General features: G+C 69.1%; 14 protein-coding genes. 7 read left to right on the top strand and 7 right to left on the bottom strand.

Translation table 11 applies throughout. The features are described 5' to 3' along the window. Window positions 1-35 precede the first annotated feature (35 nt). The gene (locus tag RCH07_RS00985) at window positions 36-602 is read left to right on the top strand and encodes a DUF4395 domain-containing protein (RefSeq protein WP_326965589.1); all 567 of its coding nucleotides are present in this window, start codon (window positions 36-38) and stop codon (window positions 600-602) included. Between the two features lie 24 nt (window positions 603-626). On the opposite strand, the gene RCH07_RS00980 is transcribed toward RCH07_RS00985, so the two are convergent. Then, window positions 627-1784 carry an ADP-ribosylglycohydrolase family protein gene (locus tag RCH07_RS00980; RefSeq protein ID WP_326965588.1) on the bottom strand — a complete coding sequence of 386 codons (1158 nt, stop codon included), beginning with the start codon at window positions 1782-1784 and terminating at the stop codon, window positions 627-629. A 121-nt stretch (window positions 1785-1905) separates the two neighbouring features. Here RCH07_RS00980 and RCH07_RS00975 point away from each other — a divergent pair, with 121 nt between their 5' ends. The 6 genes from RCH07_RS00975 to RCH07_RS00950 all read left to right on the top strand — a co-directional run bounded on the left by RCH07_RS00975 (window position 1906) and on the right by RCH07_RS00950 (window position 10350). Then, the gene (locus RCH07_RS00975) at window positions 1906-2262 is read left to right on the top strand and encodes a YidH family protein (RefSeq protein WP_326965587.1); all 357 of its coding nucleotides are present in this window, start codon (window positions 1906-1908) and stop codon (window positions 2260-2262) included. Next, on the top strand, window positions 2259-2642 hold the full coding sequence (locus RCH07_RS00970) for a DUF202 domain-containing protein (RefSeq protein ID WP_326965586.1): 384 nt from the start codon (window positions 2259-2261) through the stop codon (window positions 2640-2642). The genes RCH07_RS00975 and RCH07_RS00970 overlap by 4 nt, the downstream gene beginning before the upstream one ends. Window positions 2643-3443: 801 nt before the next feature. Further along, window positions 3444-4391 (top strand): MIP/aquaporin family protein, encoded by a 948-nt coding sequence (locus tag RCH07_RS00965; RefSeq protein ID WP_326965585.1) that lies wholly within the window; start codon window positions 3444-3446, stop codon window positions 4389-4391. Window positions 4392-4535: 144 nt separating this feature from the next. Then, complete coding sequence (locus tag RCH07_RS00960; protein WP_326965584.1) at window positions 4536-5735, top strand: exonuclease SbcCD subunit D; 1200 nt, start codon at window positions 4536-4538, stop codon at window positions 5733-5735. Then, the gene (locus RCH07_RS00955; RefSeq protein WP_326965583.1) at window positions 5732-8842 is read left to right on the top strand and encodes an SMC family ATPase; all 3111 of its coding nucleotides are present in this window, start codon (window positions 5732-5734) and stop codon (window positions 8840-8842) included. The genes RCH07_RS00960 and RCH07_RS00955 overlap by 4 nt, the downstream gene beginning before the upstream one ends. 110 nt (window positions 8843-8952) lie before the next feature. Further along, the gene (locus tag RCH07_RS00950) at window positions 8953-10350 is read left to right on the top strand and encodes an MFS transporter (protein WP_326965582.1); all 1398 of its coding nucleotides are present in this window, start codon (window positions 8953-8955) and stop codon (window positions 10348-10350) included. A gap of 84 nt (window positions 10351-10434) precedes the next feature. Here RCH07_RS00950 and hpaD read toward each other — a convergent pair whose 3' ends face one another. The 6 genes from hpaD to RCH07_RS00920 all read right to left on the bottom strand — a co-directional run bounded on the left by hpaD (window position 10435) and on the right by RCH07_RS00920 (window position 17259). Beyond that, entirely contained in the window at window positions 10435-11508 is a 1074-nt protein-coding gene (hpaD, locus tag RCH07_RS00945) for a 3,4-dihydroxyphenylacetate 2,3-dioxygenase (RefSeq protein WP_326965581.1), read from the bottom strand. Window positions 11509-11584: 76 nt separating this feature from the next. After that, window positions 11585-13090 (bottom strand): 5-carboxymethyl-2-hydroxymuconate semialdehyde dehydrogenase, encoded by a 1506-nt coding sequence (hpaE, locus tag RCH07_RS00940; protein ID WP_326965580.1) that lies wholly within the window; start codon window positions 13088-13090, stop codon window positions 11585-11587. 77 nt (window positions 13091-13167) lie between these two features. Then, window positions 13168-14112 carry a 4-hydroxy-tetrahydrodipicolinate synthase gene (gene dapA, locus RCH07_RS00935; RefSeq protein WP_326965579.1) on the bottom strand — a complete coding sequence of 315 codons (945 nt, stop codon included), beginning with the start codon at window positions 14110-14112 and terminating at the stop codon, window positions 13168-13170. A 71-nt stretch (window positions 14113-14183) separates the two neighbouring features. Continuing rightward, on the bottom strand, window positions 14184-14861 hold the full coding sequence (locus RCH07_RS00930; protein ID WP_326965578.1) for a GntR family transcriptional regulator: 678 nt from the start codon (window positions 14859-14861) through the stop codon (window positions 14184-14186). Beyond that, window positions 14858-16384, bottom strand: a complete 1527-nt coding sequence (locus tag RCH07_RS00925) for a fumarylacetoacetate hydrolase family protein (RefSeq protein WP_326965577.1) — start codon at window positions 16382-16384, stop codon at window positions 14858-14860. Before RCH07_RS00925 ends, RCH07_RS00930 begins: the two co-directional genes overlap by 4 nt. Before the next feature lie 158 nt (window positions 16385-16542). Next, entirely contained in the window at window positions 16543-17259 is a 717-nt protein-coding gene (locus RCH07_RS00920; RefSeq protein ID WP_326965576.1) for an IclR family transcriptional regulator, read from the bottom strand. Window positions 17260-17492: the final 233 nt, after the last annotated feature.

Genomic DNA, 17492 nt, shown 5'->3' with positions numbered 1-17492 from the left:
GTCGCCCGGGGCAGTTCGACTCCTAGCCTTGGACGATGAGCAAACTGACGTCGTCACCCGCCGCGGCCCAGGCACCCGCACCGACTCAGGCACCCGCACCCGCCCGGCCGGGCGGAATCGACTGGCGACAAGTCTTTACGTTTCCCAACCCGGTGAACGAGTATGCGGCCCGCATCACCGCCGGACTCGTGGTGCTGCTGTCCGTCGTGACGCTGCTGACCGGCTTCGGCTGGGGCCTGGCGGTGATCGCCGTCGGGTTCTGGCTGCGGCTGCTGTTCGGCCCGCGGATCTCGCCACTGGCCCGGCTGTCCGTCAGGGTGCTGACGCCGCTGCTGGGGAAGACGAGGCTGGTTCCCGGACCGCCGAAGCGCTTTGCCCAGGGAATCGGTGCCGCCATGTCCACCGCGGCGGCCATCCTGCTGGCCGCCGGCCTCGCCCCGGCTGCCTGGATCCTGCTCGCGGTCCTGATAGTGGCCGCGTCCCTCGAATCAGTTCTCGGCTTCTGCCTCGGCTGCGTCGTCTTTGGCATCCTGCAACGCCGCGGATTCATCCCCGAGGACGTGTGTGAGGCCTGCAACAACATCGTGCTCCGGCGCGATTAGCCGCCGCCGGCGACCACAAGGGAATCAGGCCCCGGTAATGGCCGCCAGCCGCGATGCCATGCCCCGGATGACCTCCGGGGCTTCCAGCGCGTCGAGCCACCCCGCCGGCAGGCAGTCCTCGCCGTAGAACGTGCCCAGGATGTTCCCGGCCATCGATGCCGTGGAACCGCTGTGCCCGCTGTGGTTTACCGCGAGGGTGATCGCCGCCCGGAAGTGGGCCTCCGGCCGCCCGGCCGGCAGCCCGGCAGCCGCCGTCGCGCCCGGTTCCGTGACGAGTACCGCGTAGAGCGCGACGGCGAGTGCCTCCTCCGCCATACGGCCCGCTCCGAGCTCCCGGACCAGTTCCTCCGGATCCAGCGGCTCCCCGGCGCCGCCCAGGCGCAACGCCGTTTCGAGCCGTGCGATGAGATCAGAATCCGGCACTTCGTCCTTGCGCAGGTGGCCCGCGCCGAGTTGTCCCAACGCGAAGTCGGCGGCTTCCCGCAGGCCCTGTCCGGCCGTCAGGGCGTGGATGACGAGGCTGAAGACGCCGGCGCTCTGCCGGGCCGCAGGGTGCCCGTGGGTCAGCGAGGCTGCGTCGGCACTGAGCTTGTAGACGGCCCCGGCGGCGATGTAGGGGATCAGGCCGAAGGGTGCCGAGCGCATCACGGTCCCGCAGCCCTTTGACTCCGGGTTGACCGGCCGGTAGAACGTTCCCATCTCGCCGGTGGCCAGGCCGCTCAGGCAGGAGTTCCCGGCGGCGCGGCGGTGCCTGAGGACGTCGTGCGAATCGATCCAGCGGGGCGGCTGGAACGGTGCCGTCTCCGGAACCGCGACGCCCTGGGTGCCGAGCCATCGCAGGTAGGCGAGCCACAGGCATGCATTCGTGTCCGCGCCGACGCCCGAGTTCGCCCACTCGAGCGCCTCCAGCAACCCGTCCACGGTGTAGAGCGTGAGCTGGGTGTCGGCGGAGAAGTGACTGCCGCCGTCGAGCGCCGAAAAGTCCTGCAGTCCTTCCGGGCCGAACTTCGCCCGGATGGTGGAGATGTGGTCGGATTCGACGGCGTACCCCAGCGAATCACCGAGGGCGCCGCCCAGCAGGCAGCCGTGGATGCGGGACACGTGGGACGGGGACGCGGTGGCATCTGCTGTGGCGTCTGCGGTGGCGTCTGCCGTGGGGGAGGTGGAGTGCTCATTGCTCATGGCCTCCAATTTTACCCGCCCGGTAGGGTTCTGTTGAGGACAGTCCGACGCCGGCCGGCGCGGTGGAGCGAAGCGCACGGTGCCCCCAGGGGAACCCAGCACAGGAACAGCAGGGAAACGAATGCGGGAACCAGTGTGGCGAAAGACCGGCAGCACCCCTGACTATCGCTTCTCCCTGGCCAACGAGCGGACCTTCCTGGCGTGGATCAGGACTTCGCTGGCGCTGATCGCAGGAGCCCTCGCCATTGACCAGCTGGCCCCGGACATTGCCCCGGCCCCTGTCCGGATCGCCTTGTGCGTGGTGCTGGCGGTCCTCGGAGCCTGGCTGGCTTCCCTGTCCTACCGGCGGTGGACACGGATGGAAGCTGCCATGCGCAATAACCAGGAACTCCCCTATTCCGGGGTGATGCTGATCATGACCGCAGGCATCGCGGTGGCCGCCCTCACTGTCGCCGTTCTGATCCTCGTGGCGCGGTGACCCTGCCACCGTCCGGGCCAGGGTTCCGGGATCCCGGACTGCAGCCCGAGCGCACCACCCTGTCCTGGGGCCGGACCTTGCTGTCCCTCGTCGTCGCTGACTTGTTCATCTGGCGCAGCTGGGCGCTGTCCGGGCCGGAGCTGGGGCCGGGGCCGGAGAGCGGCGGCCGGCTGCCGGACAGCAGCGGCTTCGATTACCTGGGGCTGTCCGCCGGGACGGCGCTGGCTTCCACCGCCGTCCTGTTCATCTGTGTGCAGCTGCGCTCCCGGCAGCTCCGGCGCTCCAACGCCGCTGCGCCGGCCCCGCTGCTGCTCAGCGCGGCGGCTGCCGTCGTCGCGCTGGCCGGCAGCACGGTCACCGCGCTTGCACTGGGCCGTTAGCGGGCATTTTCCTGGGTTCGTTGGGGGTTCAGGCAGCGCCAGGACCTTTTCGCTCCGGGGGACATGCCCATTCTTCGCACCGGAAACTGGGCACAATGACACTATGCCCACCCGCCGGCCCGGGCGCGGGGCATGTCCGGTCCGGTGGGGCATGCCCGTTGGGTACGCCGCGCCCGGCGGGCATTTTCGTTGACCTGGCCGGGCGCAGGATTCGTTGGCGGCGCTCCTTCCCGGCTACCTGCCGCCACACCTCCTATCGGCCCGGGAAAGGCCCGGATTCCCGCGGGCTTGTGGCGCCCGGCGCCGAAGTAACTGGGCAGGAACGTCGCGGCCCGACGCGTTGGACTGGTCCGGTCAGGCGTTGGGCTGGTCCGGCGGCGTGGAACCTGGACCTTTCGCGCCGCGGGGGACATGCTCATTCTTCGCACCCGGAACTGGGCAGAATGACACTATGTCCATCCGCCCACTCCGGCGCGGGGCATGTCCCCTTCAGGCCGGTGTCCAGTCCAGCGGGACATGTCCATTCTTCGCACCCGGAACTGGGCATAGTGACGCTATATCCATCCGCGCACGCCGGCGCGGGGCATGTCCCTGAGCGGTGCCCTCCCAGCCCCCGGGCCAAGCCACCCGACGAACCAACGACAAGGTCCGTTAGGCCCGGACCCAGCCAACGTCCAGATTCCGCTGGAAGACTGCTCGCGGACCGCCTGCCGGGCGGCGTCATCGCGCATGCCGGGCCGGAGAGCCCTCTGCCTGATTCCCGCCGCAGCCGCATACCCCAAGCAAAAGGACTTCGATACCATGACTACGCCTGTGCCAACCCCCGAGACGGGCACGCTCCCGCCCGCCAGCATCGACGAGGCGCAGCGGGCCGGACTCCCCGCCCGGCTGTCCGCCGAGGCGATGGGGACGCTTTTTGTGGTGGTCATAGGCCTGGGCGTGCCCGTGTTCACCATTCCCCAGACAAATCCGCTGCCCGCTTCCCTGGCTGGGGGACTGGCTCTCACGGCCGCCATGCTGGCGTTCGGCTACCTCTCCGGCGGGCACTTCAACCCCGCCGTCACGGTGGGCAACGCCATCGCCGGCCGCATCAGGCTGGCGGACGCCGCGGCCTACCTCGGCGCCCAGCTTGCCGGCGCGCTGCTCGGCGCGGTCACACTTTTTGGCATCCTGCGCACCATCCCCAAAATCAGCGACACCCGGGCCGCCTTCGACACCGTCACGGCCGGCTTCGGCCAGAACTCCATCATCCAGGCCCCGCTGGCAGGGGTGCTCCTCGTGGAGGTCCTGGGCGGCGCGCTTCTGGTGGCCGTTTACCTTGGCGTGGCCTCAGCCCGGAACCCCGCCAGGTCGGCGGCCCCGTTCGCCGTCGGCCTGACCATGGCCGTGCTGCTGCAGCTCGGGCAGACGATCGGTAACACCCCCTTCAACCCGGCCCGCGCCACGGCTTCGGCACTCTTCAGCAGCCCGGACTCACTCGGCCAGCTGTGGCTCTTCTGGGTCGCTCCGCTGGTCGGCGCGGCACTGGCCGGACTGGTCTTCCGGGGCTTTGCACTCTCGGTTGCCGGCGGTGTTGCGACGCCTGAGCCGGCGCTTGAATCGGAGACGGCTCTTGAGCCGGCGCTTGAGTCGGATGTTGCTGACGACGACGGCGCTTCCGCCGCACCCGCGGTCCGCAACGACCGGGCCGCGCAGTCCCGCCCGCGAAGCGACGAGGCGCGCGACTTCTTCGACAAGCGCGGGGAGTAGTCCGCGCGCCGAGTCGTGCCGCACACTACAACGCGGGGTCACATCCGGCCCATGCCAGGCAGCGGGACGGGCCGGAAGTGACCCCGCGTTGCTGTTCGGGAGCGGTGGCGCACCACTGTCAGTGCCAGCCGATACCGTAGGAGCATGTTGTTACTGCACACTTCGGACTGGCATCTGGGCCGGTCGTTCCACGGCGTTGGCATGCTCGAGGCCCAGCGCGCCTTTGTGGACCAGCTCGTCACGTTCGTCCGCGATGAGTCGGTGGACGTAGTCCTCATCGCCGGCGACGTCTATGACCGTGCCCTGCCCGGAGTCGACGTCGTCGGCCTGCTCGACGACGCCCTCGTGCGCCTCACCGGCGCCGGCGCTCAGGTGGTGCTGACCAGCGGCAACCACGATTCCGCCATCCGGCTCGGCTTCGCCTCCCGGTTGCTCGAACGCGGGGGAGTGCACCTGCGCACGCGGCTGGCCGAGCTGGACAAGCCTGTACTTTTCCCGCTCGACGGCGGTGACGGCACGGCGGCCGAGACGGATCCGGACACCAGCCCGGTACTGGCCATCTACGGCATCCCCTGGCTGGAACCACGGCTCGTGGCCGAACAGCTGGGGGTCCAGACCGCCAGCCACTTCGAGGTCACCCGGGCCGCCACCGCACGGATCCGGGACGATCTTGCCGCCCGGGCCCGGACGCGGACGGTTCAATCCGTGGTCCTGGCGCACACCTTTGCCAGCGGAGGGATCAGCTCGGACAGCGAGCGTGACCTAAGTATCGGCGGCGTCGGCGCTGTTCCGCTGGATCTCTTCGACGGCTTCGGCTATACGGCGCTTGGCCACCTTCATGGCCGGCAGCGGCTCTCAGCCGCCGTGCGCTACTCCGGTTCTCCGCTCGCGTACTCGTTTTCGGAGGCGAAGCACAAAAAGGGCAGCTGGCTCGTCGAAGTGGATGCCGCCGGCATCGGCGGGGTCCGCGAGGTGCTTTGGGAGGCGCCACGGGCGCTGGCCGTGCTGCGCGGCAGGCTGGATGAGCTGCTCTCCGCCGAGGAATTCGGCTGGGCCGAAGGCGCCTACTGCCAGATCACCCTGACCGACGCCCAGCGTCCGGCGCAGGCCATGGACAGGCTGCGTTCAAGGTTTCCCGACACTCTCGTCCTCGGCTTCGACCCCGAAGGTGCCGCCGCTGGCACCAGAATCAGCTACAGCAGCCGGCTGGCCGAAGCCGACGACGACCTGTCCATCTGCTGCGGCTTCCTGGAACACGTCCGCGGACGCAGCACGGACGACGCCGAATCCGTCGTCCTGGCAGAAGCCCTCGAAGCCGTGCGCCTGGAAGGAAGTTCCCTGTGAGGATCCACCGTCTCGAAATCTCCGCCTTCGGCCCTTTCGCCGGTTCCGAACACATCGATTTCGACCGCCTGAGTACCCACGGGCTGTTTCTGTTGAACGGCCCCACCGGAGCCGGCAAGACGAGCGTCCTGGACGCCATCTGCTTCGCGCTCTACGGCTCGGTCCCGGGGGCCCGGCAGGACGGAAAACGGCTGCGCAGCGACCACGCCGGGGCCGCCGCCGAGCCCCGCGTCACCTGCGAGTTCTCCGCGCGCGGCCGGCACTTCGAGGTTTCCCGCTCGCCCGCGTGGGACAAGCCGAGCGCCCGGGGCAAAAACGGGTTCACCGTCCAGCAGGCCAACACCCTGCTGCGCGAACGCGTCGACGGCGAATGGCTGGAAAAGTCCGGCCGCAACGACGAGGCCGGGGCCGAGATCGCCGATGTCCTGGGCATGAACCGCGAACAGTTCACCCGGGTGGTGATGCTGCCGCAGGGCGACTTCGCCGCGTTCCTTCGGTCCAAACCCACGGACCGAATGGAACTGCTCCAAAGCCTGTTCGGCACCCAGCGCTTCGAGGCCGTGGAACAGGAACTCGCACGGAAAGCGAAGGCCGCCGGCACCGAGGTGGCCGGCCTCACCAGCCAGCTGGAGTTGCTGCTTGCCCAGGCCGAGGCCGAAACAGCGGCCCTCGAGCTCGACACCTCGGAAGCCCCGGACCGCGCCGATCCCGGCTCGCTCCTGGCCTGGCTCGGTGCCGGCGCCGCCGCCGCCGCAGCCGGACGCCAAGTTGCCGCTGCCGGGGCCGAGCGGCTACGCGCCGACCATATGGCCGAACTCGACGCCGCCACGGCCCGGGCCGCCCGCCAAGCCAAACTCGCCGCCGCCGAAAGGCGCCGGGCCGAGGCCGAGGCCGCCAGGCCGGTTCTGGCGGCCAGGATCGACAAGCTGGGCCTGCACCGCAGGGCGGAAGTACTTGGCGGACTGCTGCAGGCAGTGGAAAGCGCCGAAGCGGCCCAAATGCTGGCAACGGTGGCCCTGACCGGTGCGACGGAAGAACTGCGTGCCGCGGCGCTCACAGACCCCGAGCTCCTGTCGCTCCGGGGCGGATCCCCGGAACGTCCTGCGGATTCCCTCACCGGAGGCACTCCCGGAGGCACTGCCGCCGGTGCTCCCGACGGCGGACTCATCGATGGTGCTGCCCTGCGGGCCGCACTGGGGGGACTGCGGTCCGTCCGGGCTGTGCTGGGGGAACGGCTGCCGGACGAAGGCAGGCTTTCCGGACTGCTGGCCCGCGCCACGCAGCTCCGCGGGACGCTTGAGAAGCTGGCCGCGGGACGCCGCACGGGGACAACTGCACTGGAGGCGCTGAAGGCTGAATCGGAGGCACTGCTCGGCGGCCTGCGTCCGCTCGAGGAACTTGCAGCCGACATCCAGCTGCGCAAAAAGGAAGCCGACGCCGCCACGGAACTCGTGGCCATGGTCGGGCGGTACGCCGCAGCAACAATTGCCTGCGCCGCCGCCACGGAGCGCCACAGCCTCGCCCGGGACCAGCACCAGGGCCGGCGCCAGCGCTGGCTGGATCTCCGCGAGGAACGGCTTGCCAACGCCGCCGCCGAGCTCGCGTCCCAGCTGCGGCCCGGCCTGCCGTGCCCGGTGTGCGGCAGCCCCGAACACCCGGCCCCCGCCCCGGCGGCTGCTTCCGCCCTGGCCGTCGCCGAGGCGGAGCAGGCAGCGCAGCTCGCAAGCGAGGACGCCGAAATGGCTCTGGCCGAGCGTGAACGCGATCTTGCCGATGCCCAGCAGGAGATTGCCGTGCTGGCGGCCCAGGGCGGCAGCACCGCGCCCGGGGACGCCCGCCTCGAGGCGGAGCTGGCAGCAGAACGCGCGGCCGAGGCCGGCCGCGCTGCCCGGGAGCTGGAGGCGAGCCGCGCCCGGCAAGTGGAGCTCGTCGAGGAAATTACAGCCGCCGGACTGGTCCAGGCGGCTGCCGGATCGAAGATTGCCCAGACGGAATCGACCATCGCCGAAGTCCAGGACCAGGCGGGCGCCCTGGAACTGGCCCTCGGGAAACTGCGCGCCGGGCACCCTACCCTGGCGGAGCGGATTGCCGCCCTCAACGGAACCACCGCCGTCCTGGAACGGGCAGAGGCGGCACGGGCCCGGCTGGAACAGGCCCAGTCCCGCACCGCGGATGCCGGGACGCAGCTGGGGCTGGCACTGCCGGCGTCCGGTTTCGACTCCGCAGCGGAAGCCAGGGCTGTGCTCCTCCCGGCCGGCGATGCCGCCGGCCTTGAAGCCGCCATCCGGTCCGGTCAGGACGAGGCCGCCCGGATCGAGGAACTCTTCGCCGGTGAGGAGCTGGCCCTCGCTGTCCGTGAACTGGAAACCGGGGCCCCTCTCGCGGACGGGGACCTGGAACAGCTCCGCGCCGGGGTGGCCGCGGCGGAGCTCGCCGCACGGCAGGCCGGTCTCGCCTCGGGCCTCGCGGAGAAGTCAGTGCGGACGCTGGGCCGCATCGCGGGCGACTTTGCCGAACGTGCCGCTGCCAGCCGGGAGCCCCGCGAACGGGCGGCGCTGCTGACCGCCGTCGCAGACGCCGCCCGCGGCGCGGGAGACAACACCTACCGCATGAGCCTGAACAGCTACGTGCTCGCGGCCCGGCTGGAACAGGTGGCCGTCGCCGCCTCGGAACGGCTGATCGGCATGAGCGATGGCCGATACACGCTGCAGCACACTGACGCCAGGGCAGCACGCGGGCAGAAATCCGGGCTCGGCCTGGAAGTCCTGGACCAGTGGACCGGCCAGCGCCGTGATACTGCGACGCTGTCCGGCGGCGAGTCCTTTATGGCCTCGCTGGCGCTGGCCCTCGGGCTCGCGGACGTGGTGCAGCAGGAATCCGGCGGCGTGGATATCGAGACCCTCTTCGTGGATGAGGGCTTCGGAAGCCTTGATGAACAGGCCCTGGAACAGGTCATGGACGCACTCGAAGGACTCCGCGACGGCGGCCGGGTGGTGGGGCTTGTGAGTCACGTGGCGGAAATGAAGCAGCGCATCAGCACCCAGCTTCAGGTGGTCAAGGAACGCCACGGGTCCACTCTGCACATTTCCGACGACGCCCGGGTCTGATGCCGCAGCCGGGCCCGGCAAAGAACCAAGTTGCGGCTACACTTAAGCCGTTACCGGGTCGCGCGCATCGGGAGGAGGGACGATGCGCACCATTGAACGAACCCGGAATTATGAACCCCTCAACGCCTTCCACAGCGCGAGTTTCTCCAGCGTCAATTTCCCCGCCGCCCGATTTCGAGGCGGACCTTTCCCGCGCGCCTGATCCCACACCCAGCACTGGCGGCCGCTACGCCCGGCTTCCGCTGCTGGCCGGCAGGACGTTCATTCCGCTGGGACTTTTCGCCAGGCTTCCGCTCGCCATGCTGACCGTCGGTGCGTTGACCCTGGTCACCGCCGTTACCGGCTCCTACGCGGTGGGCGGCGTGTCGGCCGGGGCCGTCGGCATCGGTTCAGCGCTCGGCGCCCCCGTTCTCGGAGCGTTGGCGGACCGGCTGGGCCAGCGCCCGGTGCTGGTTTTCGCCGCGATCTTCAACACGGTCGCCGTCGTCGCCCTGATCATCGCCGCCTACCTGATCCCGGGCGGGCAGGACATCGCCACGGCCGTCCCAGTTCTTGCCGCCGCATTCGTGGCCGGTGCGAGCTGCCCGCAGGTGGGCCCGCTCGCCCGGGTCCGCTGGATGGCGCTGACCTCCCGGGGCGGACCAGATGCCAACAGCGAGGACCTTGACACGGCCCTGTCCTACGAAAGCACCGCCGACGAACTGACCTTTGTCCTGGGTCCGGCGCTGGTGGGCATCCTCGCCAGCCTGATTGCGCCCTGGTTGCCGCTGGCGCTCGCAGCCGTACTGACCATCACCCTCGTCCCCGCCTTCGCCGTTCACCCCACGCACCACGCGGTACTCCGCACCCCGGCGCGGACCGCGGCCGGCGCGGCAGCCGAGAAGGAACGCCGGAAGGCTATGCCTGCCGGGCAGCGTCTCGCCTCCTTCGCCGCCGTCGCCCTTCCGGTGCTGGCCATGGTCTGCATGGGAACGTTCTTCGGCTCGACGCAGACGTCCCTGAGTTCCTTCGCCGCCAGCTTTGCGACGTCCGAACTGGCCGGACTGTTGTACGCGGTGATGGGCTTGAGCTCGGCCGCAGCAGCGCTCTCGGTGGCCTACTGGCCGCAGCGCTTCTCGGCCAATGCCCGCTGGCTGGCCTGTGCGGGGCTGATGGCCGTGCTCTCGGTGCTGCTGCTCCTGCCTTCCACGGCGCTGCCCATGGTCCTGGTGCTTCTGGTCCTGGGCCTGCCGGTGGGTCCGCTGATGGTCACGGTATTCGCCATTGGCGGCGTCGTCGCGCCGGCCGGCAAACTCGGCACGGTCATGACGGCGCTGGCCAGCGGCATTGTCGCCGGCACCGCGCTGGGCTCCTCGATCGCCGGAGCGCTGGCGCAGCACAGCGGCTACTCCACGGCCTTCATCGTTCCCGTTTGCGCCGCCGCGGCGCTGTTCCTGCTGGGCGCGGCAGCCGCCGTCGTCCTCCACCGGAAGAAGCCGACGACGACGGCGCCCCACCCCCGCACCTGACCTCCCCGGATGCGCTATCACTTGTGGCGGCTCAGAGGGCGCCAGAGGGACATCAAGTGATAGCGCAACGGGTGGGGAAGGGGGTTAGAGCTGGGTGCCGAGCTTGAAGCCGCGCTCCTCGCCCGGCTCGCGGGTGTAGGCGAAGCCGTCGGCGCCGACGGTCACGGCCATCTCGCTGCTGTCGGTGCGGATGACGAGCGGCTGGGGGTTGCCGTCGAGGTCCAGCACCAGGGAGGCCTCGGTGTACCAGGACGGGACCACTGCGTTGCCCCACCAGTCGCGGCGCTGGTTGTCGTGCACGTCCCAGGTGATGGTGGGGTTGTCCGGGTCTCCGGTGTAGTAGTCCTGGGTGTAGATCTCGATCCGGTGCCCGTCGGGATCCAGGATGTACAGGTAGAAGGCATTCGAGACGCCGTGCCGGCCGGGACCGCGTTCGATCCGGTCGGAGATGCGCAGGGCGCCCATCTTGTCGCAGATCTGGATGATGTTGTGCTTCTCGTGGGTGGAGAACGCGATGTGGTGCATCCGGGGGCCGTCGCCGCCGGTCAGGGCGGTGTCATGCACGGTCTGCTTGCGGTGCATCCAGGCGGCGTAGGTGACGCCGTCGGAGTCCTTGATGTCCTCGGACACCCGGAAGCCCAGGTCCTCGAGGTACTTCCGGCCGCGCGGCACGTCCGGGGTGACCTGGTTGAAGTGGTCCAGCCGGACGAGTTCGCCGGCGCCGTAGAGGTCGTAGCGCTGGGTGAGGCGCTCCACATGCTCCACCTCGTAGAAGAACTCGTAGGGGAAGCCGAGCGGGTCCTCCACCCGGACGGAATCGCCGATGCCCCGGACAAATCCCTCCGTGCGGCGCTCGGTGCGGCAGCCCAGTTCCTTGTAGTAGGCCTCGGCGGCGTCCACCTCGGCGGGGGACTTCACCCGGTAGGCGAGGGCGGCCGCGGCGGCCACGGGGCCCTTGCGCAGGACCAGGTTGTGGTGGATGAACTCTTCGAAGGAGCGCAGGTAGATGGCCTCGTCGTCCTCGTAGGTGACGTGCAGGCCCAGCAGGTCCACGTAGAAGGCACGTGACTTTTCCAGGTCGGTGACTACCAGGTCCATGTAAGCGCAGCGGACGATGTCCGGCGCGGGGACCGCGGGGGTGATGATGTCGTTTGCCATGTCAGGGCTCCTCATTGGGTGGTGGCGGTATGTTGGCGGCCGGGCAGGCAGCCGGCCGGGCAGGCAGCCGATTGTGCTACTGCGACGCCGATGCGCCGAATTTGGGGGTGTGGACGGCGCCCAGCGTGATGTGGACGGCCTGCTGGTCCGTGTAGAAGTCGATGGAGCGGTAGCCGCCCTCGTGGCCCAGGCCGGAGGCCTTGACGCCGCCGAACGGGGTGCGGAGGTCCCGGACATTGTGGCTGTTGAGCCAGACCATGCCGGCCTCCAGACTCTGGGAGAAGTTGTGCGCCCGGGTCAGGTCGTTGGTCCAGACATAGGCCGCGAGGCCGTACCGGGTGTTGTTCGCCAGCGCCAGTGCCTCGGCGTCGTCGTCGAACGGGGTGATGGTGACGACGGGGCCGAAGATTTCCTCCTGGAAGATCCTGGCGTCCGGCCGGACGTCGGCGAAGACGGTGGGGGCGATGTAGTTTCCTCCCGGAAGCCCCTCGGGCCGCCCGCCGCCGGCAAGCAGCCGGCCCTCAGTCTTGCCGATTTCGACGTACCTGGCGACCTTGTCGTAGTGCTCGGGGTGCACCAGCGCGCCCACCTCGGTCTTCGGGTCATGCGGGTCGCCCACTACGATGTTCCTGGCCCGCGCCGCGTACTGTTCGCAGAACGCCTCGTAAATATGCCGGTGCACCAGGATCCGCGAGCCGGCCGTGCAGCGCTCGCCGTTGAGCGAGAAGACACCGAACAGGGTGGAATCGATGGCGGCGTCGAGGTCGGCGTCGGCGAAGATAATCGCCGGGCTCTTGCCGCCGAGTTCCATGGAGAGGCCCTTGAGGTTCTCCGCGGCGTTGCGAAAAATCGTCTTGCCGGTGGTGGTCTCACCGGTGAAGGAGATCAGCGGGACGTCCGGGTGCTTCACGAGCGCGTCGCCGGCTTCCTCGCCGAGGCCGTTGACCAGGTTGAAGACGCCGTCGGGCAGCCCCGCGTCCTTGAAAATCTTCGCCCAGAGGGACGCGGACAGCGGCGTGAACTCGGCCGGTTTGAGCACCACGGTGTTGCCGGTGGCCAGCGCCGGGGCCAGCTTCCAGGATTCCAGCATAAACGGCGTGTTCCAGGGAGTGATGAGGCCGGCGACGCCGATCGGCTTGCGGTTGACGTAGTTGATCTGCGCGCCGGGGACCTTCATCGCGTCGTCGAACTGCGCCACGATAAGGTCGGCGAAAAAGCGGAAATTCTCGGCCGCCCGCAGCGCCTGGCCCTTGGCCTGGGTGATGGGCAGCCCGGTATCGAAGGTTTCCAGCTGGGCCAGCCGCGTCTCCTGGGCCTCGACGGCATCGGCGATCCGGTGCAGGACCCGGGCGCGTTCGCGGGGCTTCATCCGCGGCCACGGGCCATTGGTGAAGGCCTTGCGGGCGGCGGCGACGGCGAGGTCGACGTCTTCCTTCTGCCCGGCGGCGGCGGTGGCGTAGGACTCGTTGGACACCGGGTCCAGGACATCGAAGGTCGCCCCGTTGACGGAATCGACGAATTCGCCGTCGATGTAGTGGCGGATGTGCGTGGGGAGGTCGTCTGGAATGTAGTGCTCAGCCATGGGAATGATCCTTTGCTTCTGCGTGAAATTCTTCCGGGTGAAATTCTCTTAGGCGAAATTCTTATGCGCGGTGGGGTTTACCGGGTGATCCGGAAGCCGTCGACGGGGGTGAGGTAGTCCCGGCCCGCTTCCATCAGTTCGGTGATCTGCTTCAGCCCGGGTTCGGTGGGCGTGATGAGCGGGGGCCGCACATAGTCGGAGGAGATCAGCCCGGCCTGCGCCATCAGCCATTTGCCGGGCGCCGGGTTGGTCTCGACGAACAGCAGGTCCACCAGCGGGTGCACGCCGTAGTGGATCTCCCGGGCGGTCTCGAAGTCGCCGTCGACCCAGGCCTGGTACATGTCCGCGGAGGCCTTCGGCGCGATGTTGGCCAGGGCGGAGATGAAGCCGACGCCGCCGATCGCCATGAGCGGCAGGCAAAGAAGTTCGATGCCTGACCAGACCAGCAGGTCCTTGCCGGCGAGGTGCATAACGCGGGAGAAGTGCTCGAAGTCCTTGGTGGTTTCTTTGATGCCGACGATGTTGTCGAAGTCGCGGAACAGCCGGGCCACCGTCTCCGGGGCCATGTCCACCGCGGTGCGCGAGGGCACGTTGTAGATCACGAACGGCATCTGCGGGAACTCGGTGGCAATTGTGGCGTACCAGCGGTACAGCGCCTCCTGTGTGGGCCGCGAGTAGTAGGGCGTGATGATCATCGAAGCGTCGGCACCGGCGTCGACGGCGGCCTGCGTGAGTTCCAGCGTCTCGGCCAGTTTCGCGGTGCCGGTGCCGGCCATAAACGGGACACGGTCGCCGATTACGGCGGCGGTGACCCGGATGGCGTCGGCGCGCTCCTCCACGGACTGGGCGCTGGGTTCGCCGGTGGAGCCGCCGATCGTGATGCCGGCGGAGCCGCTGGCGATCTGCCACTCAACCATGTTGCGCAGGCTCACGTGGTCAACGTCCCCGGTCTCGGTGAACGGGGTGAACATTGCGGCGAGGGAGCCTTTGAGATGCTGCTGCGGATCGGAACGGAACTTCATTGTTATTCCTTGTCGTTTCGGGGGGATCCGGCTTCGGGGCCGGACGTGGGTCAGGTGGCAGAAAACAGGTGCTAGGAGAGCGTGGGTGCCGCGTCGGAACGGCTGCGGGCTAAGTAGGCGTCAAGGGTGGCGGCGCGGTGGGCCCGGGCAGCGCGTTCGACGTCGTCCGCCGAAGCGCCCGTCTCGAGCAGCACCAGCAGCGCTTCGTGTTCGGCCACGGACTCGCGCGCCCGGCCGGGGACGTAGCTGAAGGTGGAAGACCGCAGCGCCTGCAGCCGGTTCCAGCCGCGGTGCACGAGATCCAGGATGTGCGGGTTGGGGCAGTACTCGAACAGGACGCCGTGGAAGTCCTGGTTCAGGCTCGTGAAACGGACCGGATCGAAGTGGTCCAGGCACTCTCGCATCAGGGCGTTGATGGCCCGGGCGCGTTCAATGTCCGCGGCGGAGACCAGCGGGGCTGCGAGGGCGGTGGCCGCACCCTCCACGATGCTCAGCGTTTGCATGGTGTAGAGGTATTCGGTGGGGTCGATTCCGGCCACAGTGGCGCCGACGTTGCGTTCGAACACCACAAAGCGCTCCGCCTCGAGCCTGCGGATGGCTTCGCGGACCGGCACCACGCTGACGCCCAGGTCCTCGGCAATCTTGGCCAGCACCAAACGGTAGCCGGGGGAGTATTCGCCGCCCAGGATGCTGGCCTTGATGGCGGCGTAGGCCTGTTCCGATTTACTGGCGGCGGCCGGCACACTCATTGGGCGGGTGCTTTCCGGGCAGGTGCTTCCTGGGTATGGGCGGCGGCGTGGGCGGCGGACCATCTGCGGAATTTTTCCTGCCACTGCGCGTTCATCGGGTAAAGCCCGTCCACGCTGTGGCCGGCGGCCACCATCTCCGCTATGTACGACTCCTCGGCTTCCTGCACGAGCGAGTCGTCGGCCAGTTCTTCGGCGAGTGCCGGCGGGATCACCAGGAGGCCGTCGGCGTCGCCGACGATGATGTCGCCCGGCTGCACGGTGGCGCCGCCGCACGAGATGGTGAGGTCAACGTCCCAGGGGATGTGGCGCCGGCCGAGGACGGCGGGGTGCGCGTTGGCGAAGTACGTGGGCATCGCCAGGGCGCCGACGGCGGTGACGTCCCGGACGCCGCCGTCGGTGATGATGGCCACGGCGCCGTTGACCTCGGCGCGGAGGGCGAGAATGTCTCCCACCGTTCCGGTGCCTTTCTCTCCGCGGGCCTCCATGACCAGGATCTCGCCGTCCCGCAGCGAGTCGATGGCGCGCTTCTGGGCGTTGAAGCCGCCGCCGTGGGCCTTGAACAGGTCCTCGCGGTTGGGCACGTAGCGCAGCGTCCGGGCGACGCCCACCACCTTGCGGTCCGGCCGGGTGGACTGCAGGCCGTCGATGCTGACGTTGTTGAGCCCGCGCTTGCGGAGCTGGGAGCTCAGGGTGGCGGTCCCGACGGACTCCAGCTTGGCTTTCAGCCCCGGCGTCAGCACTGGCACAGTGGCCAGCACGGGCGCAGGGGCGGTGGCGGTCTCCTCCGGGGCCGGTGTGCCGTACGCCTCGGCGCGCTGCGTTTCATCGGTGCGCGGCCCGGCACCGTAGTTGGCCAGTGGGACCGTGCCCTGGACCACGGTGGTGGAGAGCTTCCCGGTGCTGAGGCCGGAAGCGGGGGCGTCCACTTCGACTTCCATAACGTCACCGGGCTGGGCGACGGAGGCTCCCGCGGGCGTTCCCGTCAGGATGATGTCGCCCGGCTCCAGAGTCAGCAGCTGGGACAAATCCGCCACAAGCCTGGCGAACGGGAACAGCAGCGTGTCCGTGGTGTCATCCTGGACCGGTTTTCCGTTGAGCCAGGTGCGGATGCGGAGCCCGGCGGGGTCGACGTCCCGGGCGGAGAGCAGGGCCGGACCCACGGGCGTGAAGCCGTCGCCGCCCTTGGAACGGAGGTTGGAACCCTTGTCCGCGTAGCGGAGGTCATAGACGCCGAGGTCGTTGGCGGCGGTAATGGAGCCAACGTGGGCCCAGGCGTCCGCGGGGGATACTCGCCGCGCCCGCGTGCCGATCACGAGCGCCACCTCGCCCTCGAAGGCCAGCAGCTCGCAGCCGTCCGGGCGCTCCACGGTTCCGCCGCTGCGGCTGAGGGAGGAGGACGGCTTCAGGAAATAGGAGGGCTGCTCCGGGGTGCGGCCCCGCTGGGCTGCACGGCTGGGGTAGTTGATGTGTACCGCGATGACCTTGCCGGCGGCGGCAAGGTCATCCTGCGAAAGCTGCTCCATCGCATCTCCTCATTGAGTATGAAATCGTATACGATACAACCTGCCCGAGACGGAGCCGCTTGTCAAGCATCTTGCGGCAGCTGGCCCCGGGGTGCTGGTGGGCATTTTCGTTAGTTCGTCGGGGGCGCAGGCGCGGACCGGCGAGTACCCCTCCGGCGTCAGCCCAGCTGGCTCTCGATCCGTCCGGCGCTCGCGGCCAGGGCAGCGGCCACCTCCGCAGGGTCCTGGGCGGCACGGATGTAGACGACGGCGATGGCCGCCGGACGCCCGCCCGGAACCCGGACCGGGACGGCGAGTGAGGAGACTCCTGCGATGACCTCGTCATGGCTGGCCGCGTATCCCCGGCGTCTGGCCTCGGTAGCCTCGGGCCGGTAGGGGATCCCGGGGGCGAGGACATTCCACTCCTGTTCGGAGTGGGCCGACTGGATGGCGATACCGGGGGCACCGGCGCTGATCGGGTGCCGGGAGCCAGGATGCTGGACCACCGCGGCGCCGGTATGCCGAGGGTCAACGCTGACCAGGGTGACGCAGTCCTCGTGGTCCCAGACCGCCACGAAGGCGCTCATTGTCAGGGTGTTTGCGAGTTGGGTCAGCTCGGGCAGGGCGGCGGTCTGCAGATTCCGGGCCACTCCGCGGGCCAGTACGGCGAGGCCGGGGCCCGGCTGGACCCGCCCGCCGTCGTCGCGCACCAGCAGGGAGTGATCCTCCAGGGTGCGCAGGATCCGGTAGGCCACGGAGCGGTGGACCCCCATGGCGCCGGCGAGTTCGGCAATGCTCAGCGGCTCTTGGGCCTCGGCGAGGATTTCCAATGCGCGGATGCCGCGGGAGAGCGTCTGCGAGGGGGAAGCCTGGTTGCCGGCGGCGTTCGCTGTCATTTGTCCATCCTAGGTCCAGTGGCCGGGCCCGGCGCGGGCCCGGCGCGGGACCGGCTGGCGGGCAGGAGCCTCATGAGTCCCTCCGGGCCCCGACCGTGAGCTGCTGACCCGGCAGGCCTGGTCCGGAGCCCGGGGTCCGCACTGTCATGTATCGGCCATGGCGTGAAATTTCAAGAATTGTGTGCGCCTTATCACATTTTCGTAGTAAGGTACTTCTTACCAACTAACTGACC

The organism is Arthrobacter sp. CG_A4 (genome assembly GCF_035985125.1).
In the GTDB taxonomy this organism is placed as follows: domain Bacteria; phylum Actinomycetota; class Actinomycetes; order Actinomycetales; family Micrococcaceae; genus Arthrobacter.
This window is presented reverse-complemented; position numbering and strand designations above follow the sequence as displayed.

Excerpts from the sequence above, each read along its gene's own strand:
- RCH07_RS00985 (WP_326965589.1), top strand. The coding sequence starts at position 36 with ATGAGCAAACTGACGTCGTCACCCGCCGCGGCCCAGGCACCCGCACCG.
- RCH07_RS00980 (WP_326965588.1), bottom strand. The coding sequence starts at position 1,784 with ATGAGCAATGAGCACTCCACCTCCCCCACGGCAGACGCCACCGCAGAC.
- RCH07_RS00975 (WP_326965587.1), top strand. The coding sequence starts at position 1,906 with ATGCGGGAACCAGTGTGGCGAAAGACCGGCAGCACCCCTGACTATCGC.
- RCH07_RS00965 (WP_326965585.1), top strand. The coding sequence starts at position 3,444 with ATGACTACGCCTGTGCCAACCCCCGAGACGGGCACGCTCCCGCCCGCC.
- RCH07_RS00960 (WP_326965584.1), top strand. The coding sequence starts at position 4,536 with ATGTTGTTACTGCACACTTCGGACTGGCATCTGGGCCGGTCGTTCCAC.
- RCH07_RS00950 (WP_326965582.1), top strand. The coding sequence starts at position 8,953 with ATGAACCCCTCAACGCCTTCCACAGCGCGAGTTTCTCCAGCGTCAATT.
- hpaD (WP_326965581.1), bottom strand. The coding sequence starts at position 11,508 with ATGGCAAACGACATCATCACCCCCGCGGTCCCCGCGCCGGACATCGTC.
- hpaE (WP_326965580.1), bottom strand. The coding sequence starts at position 13,090 with ATGGCTGAGCACTACATTCCAGACGACCTCCCCACGCACATCCGCCAC.
- dapA (WP_326965579.1), bottom strand. The coding sequence starts at position 14,112 with ATGAAGTTCCGTTCCGATCCGCAGCAGCATCTCAAAGGCTCCCTCGCC.
- RCH07_RS00930 (WP_326965578.1), bottom strand. The coding sequence starts at position 14,861 with ATGAGTGTGCCGGCCGCCGCCAGTAAATCGGAACAGGCCTACGCCGCC.
- RCH07_RS00925 (WP_326965577.1), bottom strand. The coding sequence starts at position 16,384 with ATGGAGCAGCTTTCGCAGGATGACCTTGCCGCCGCCGGCAAGGTCATC.
- RCH07_RS00920 (WP_326965576.1), bottom strand. The coding sequence starts at position 17,259 with ATGACAGCGAACGCCGCCGGCAACCAGGCTTCCCCCTCGCAGACGCTC.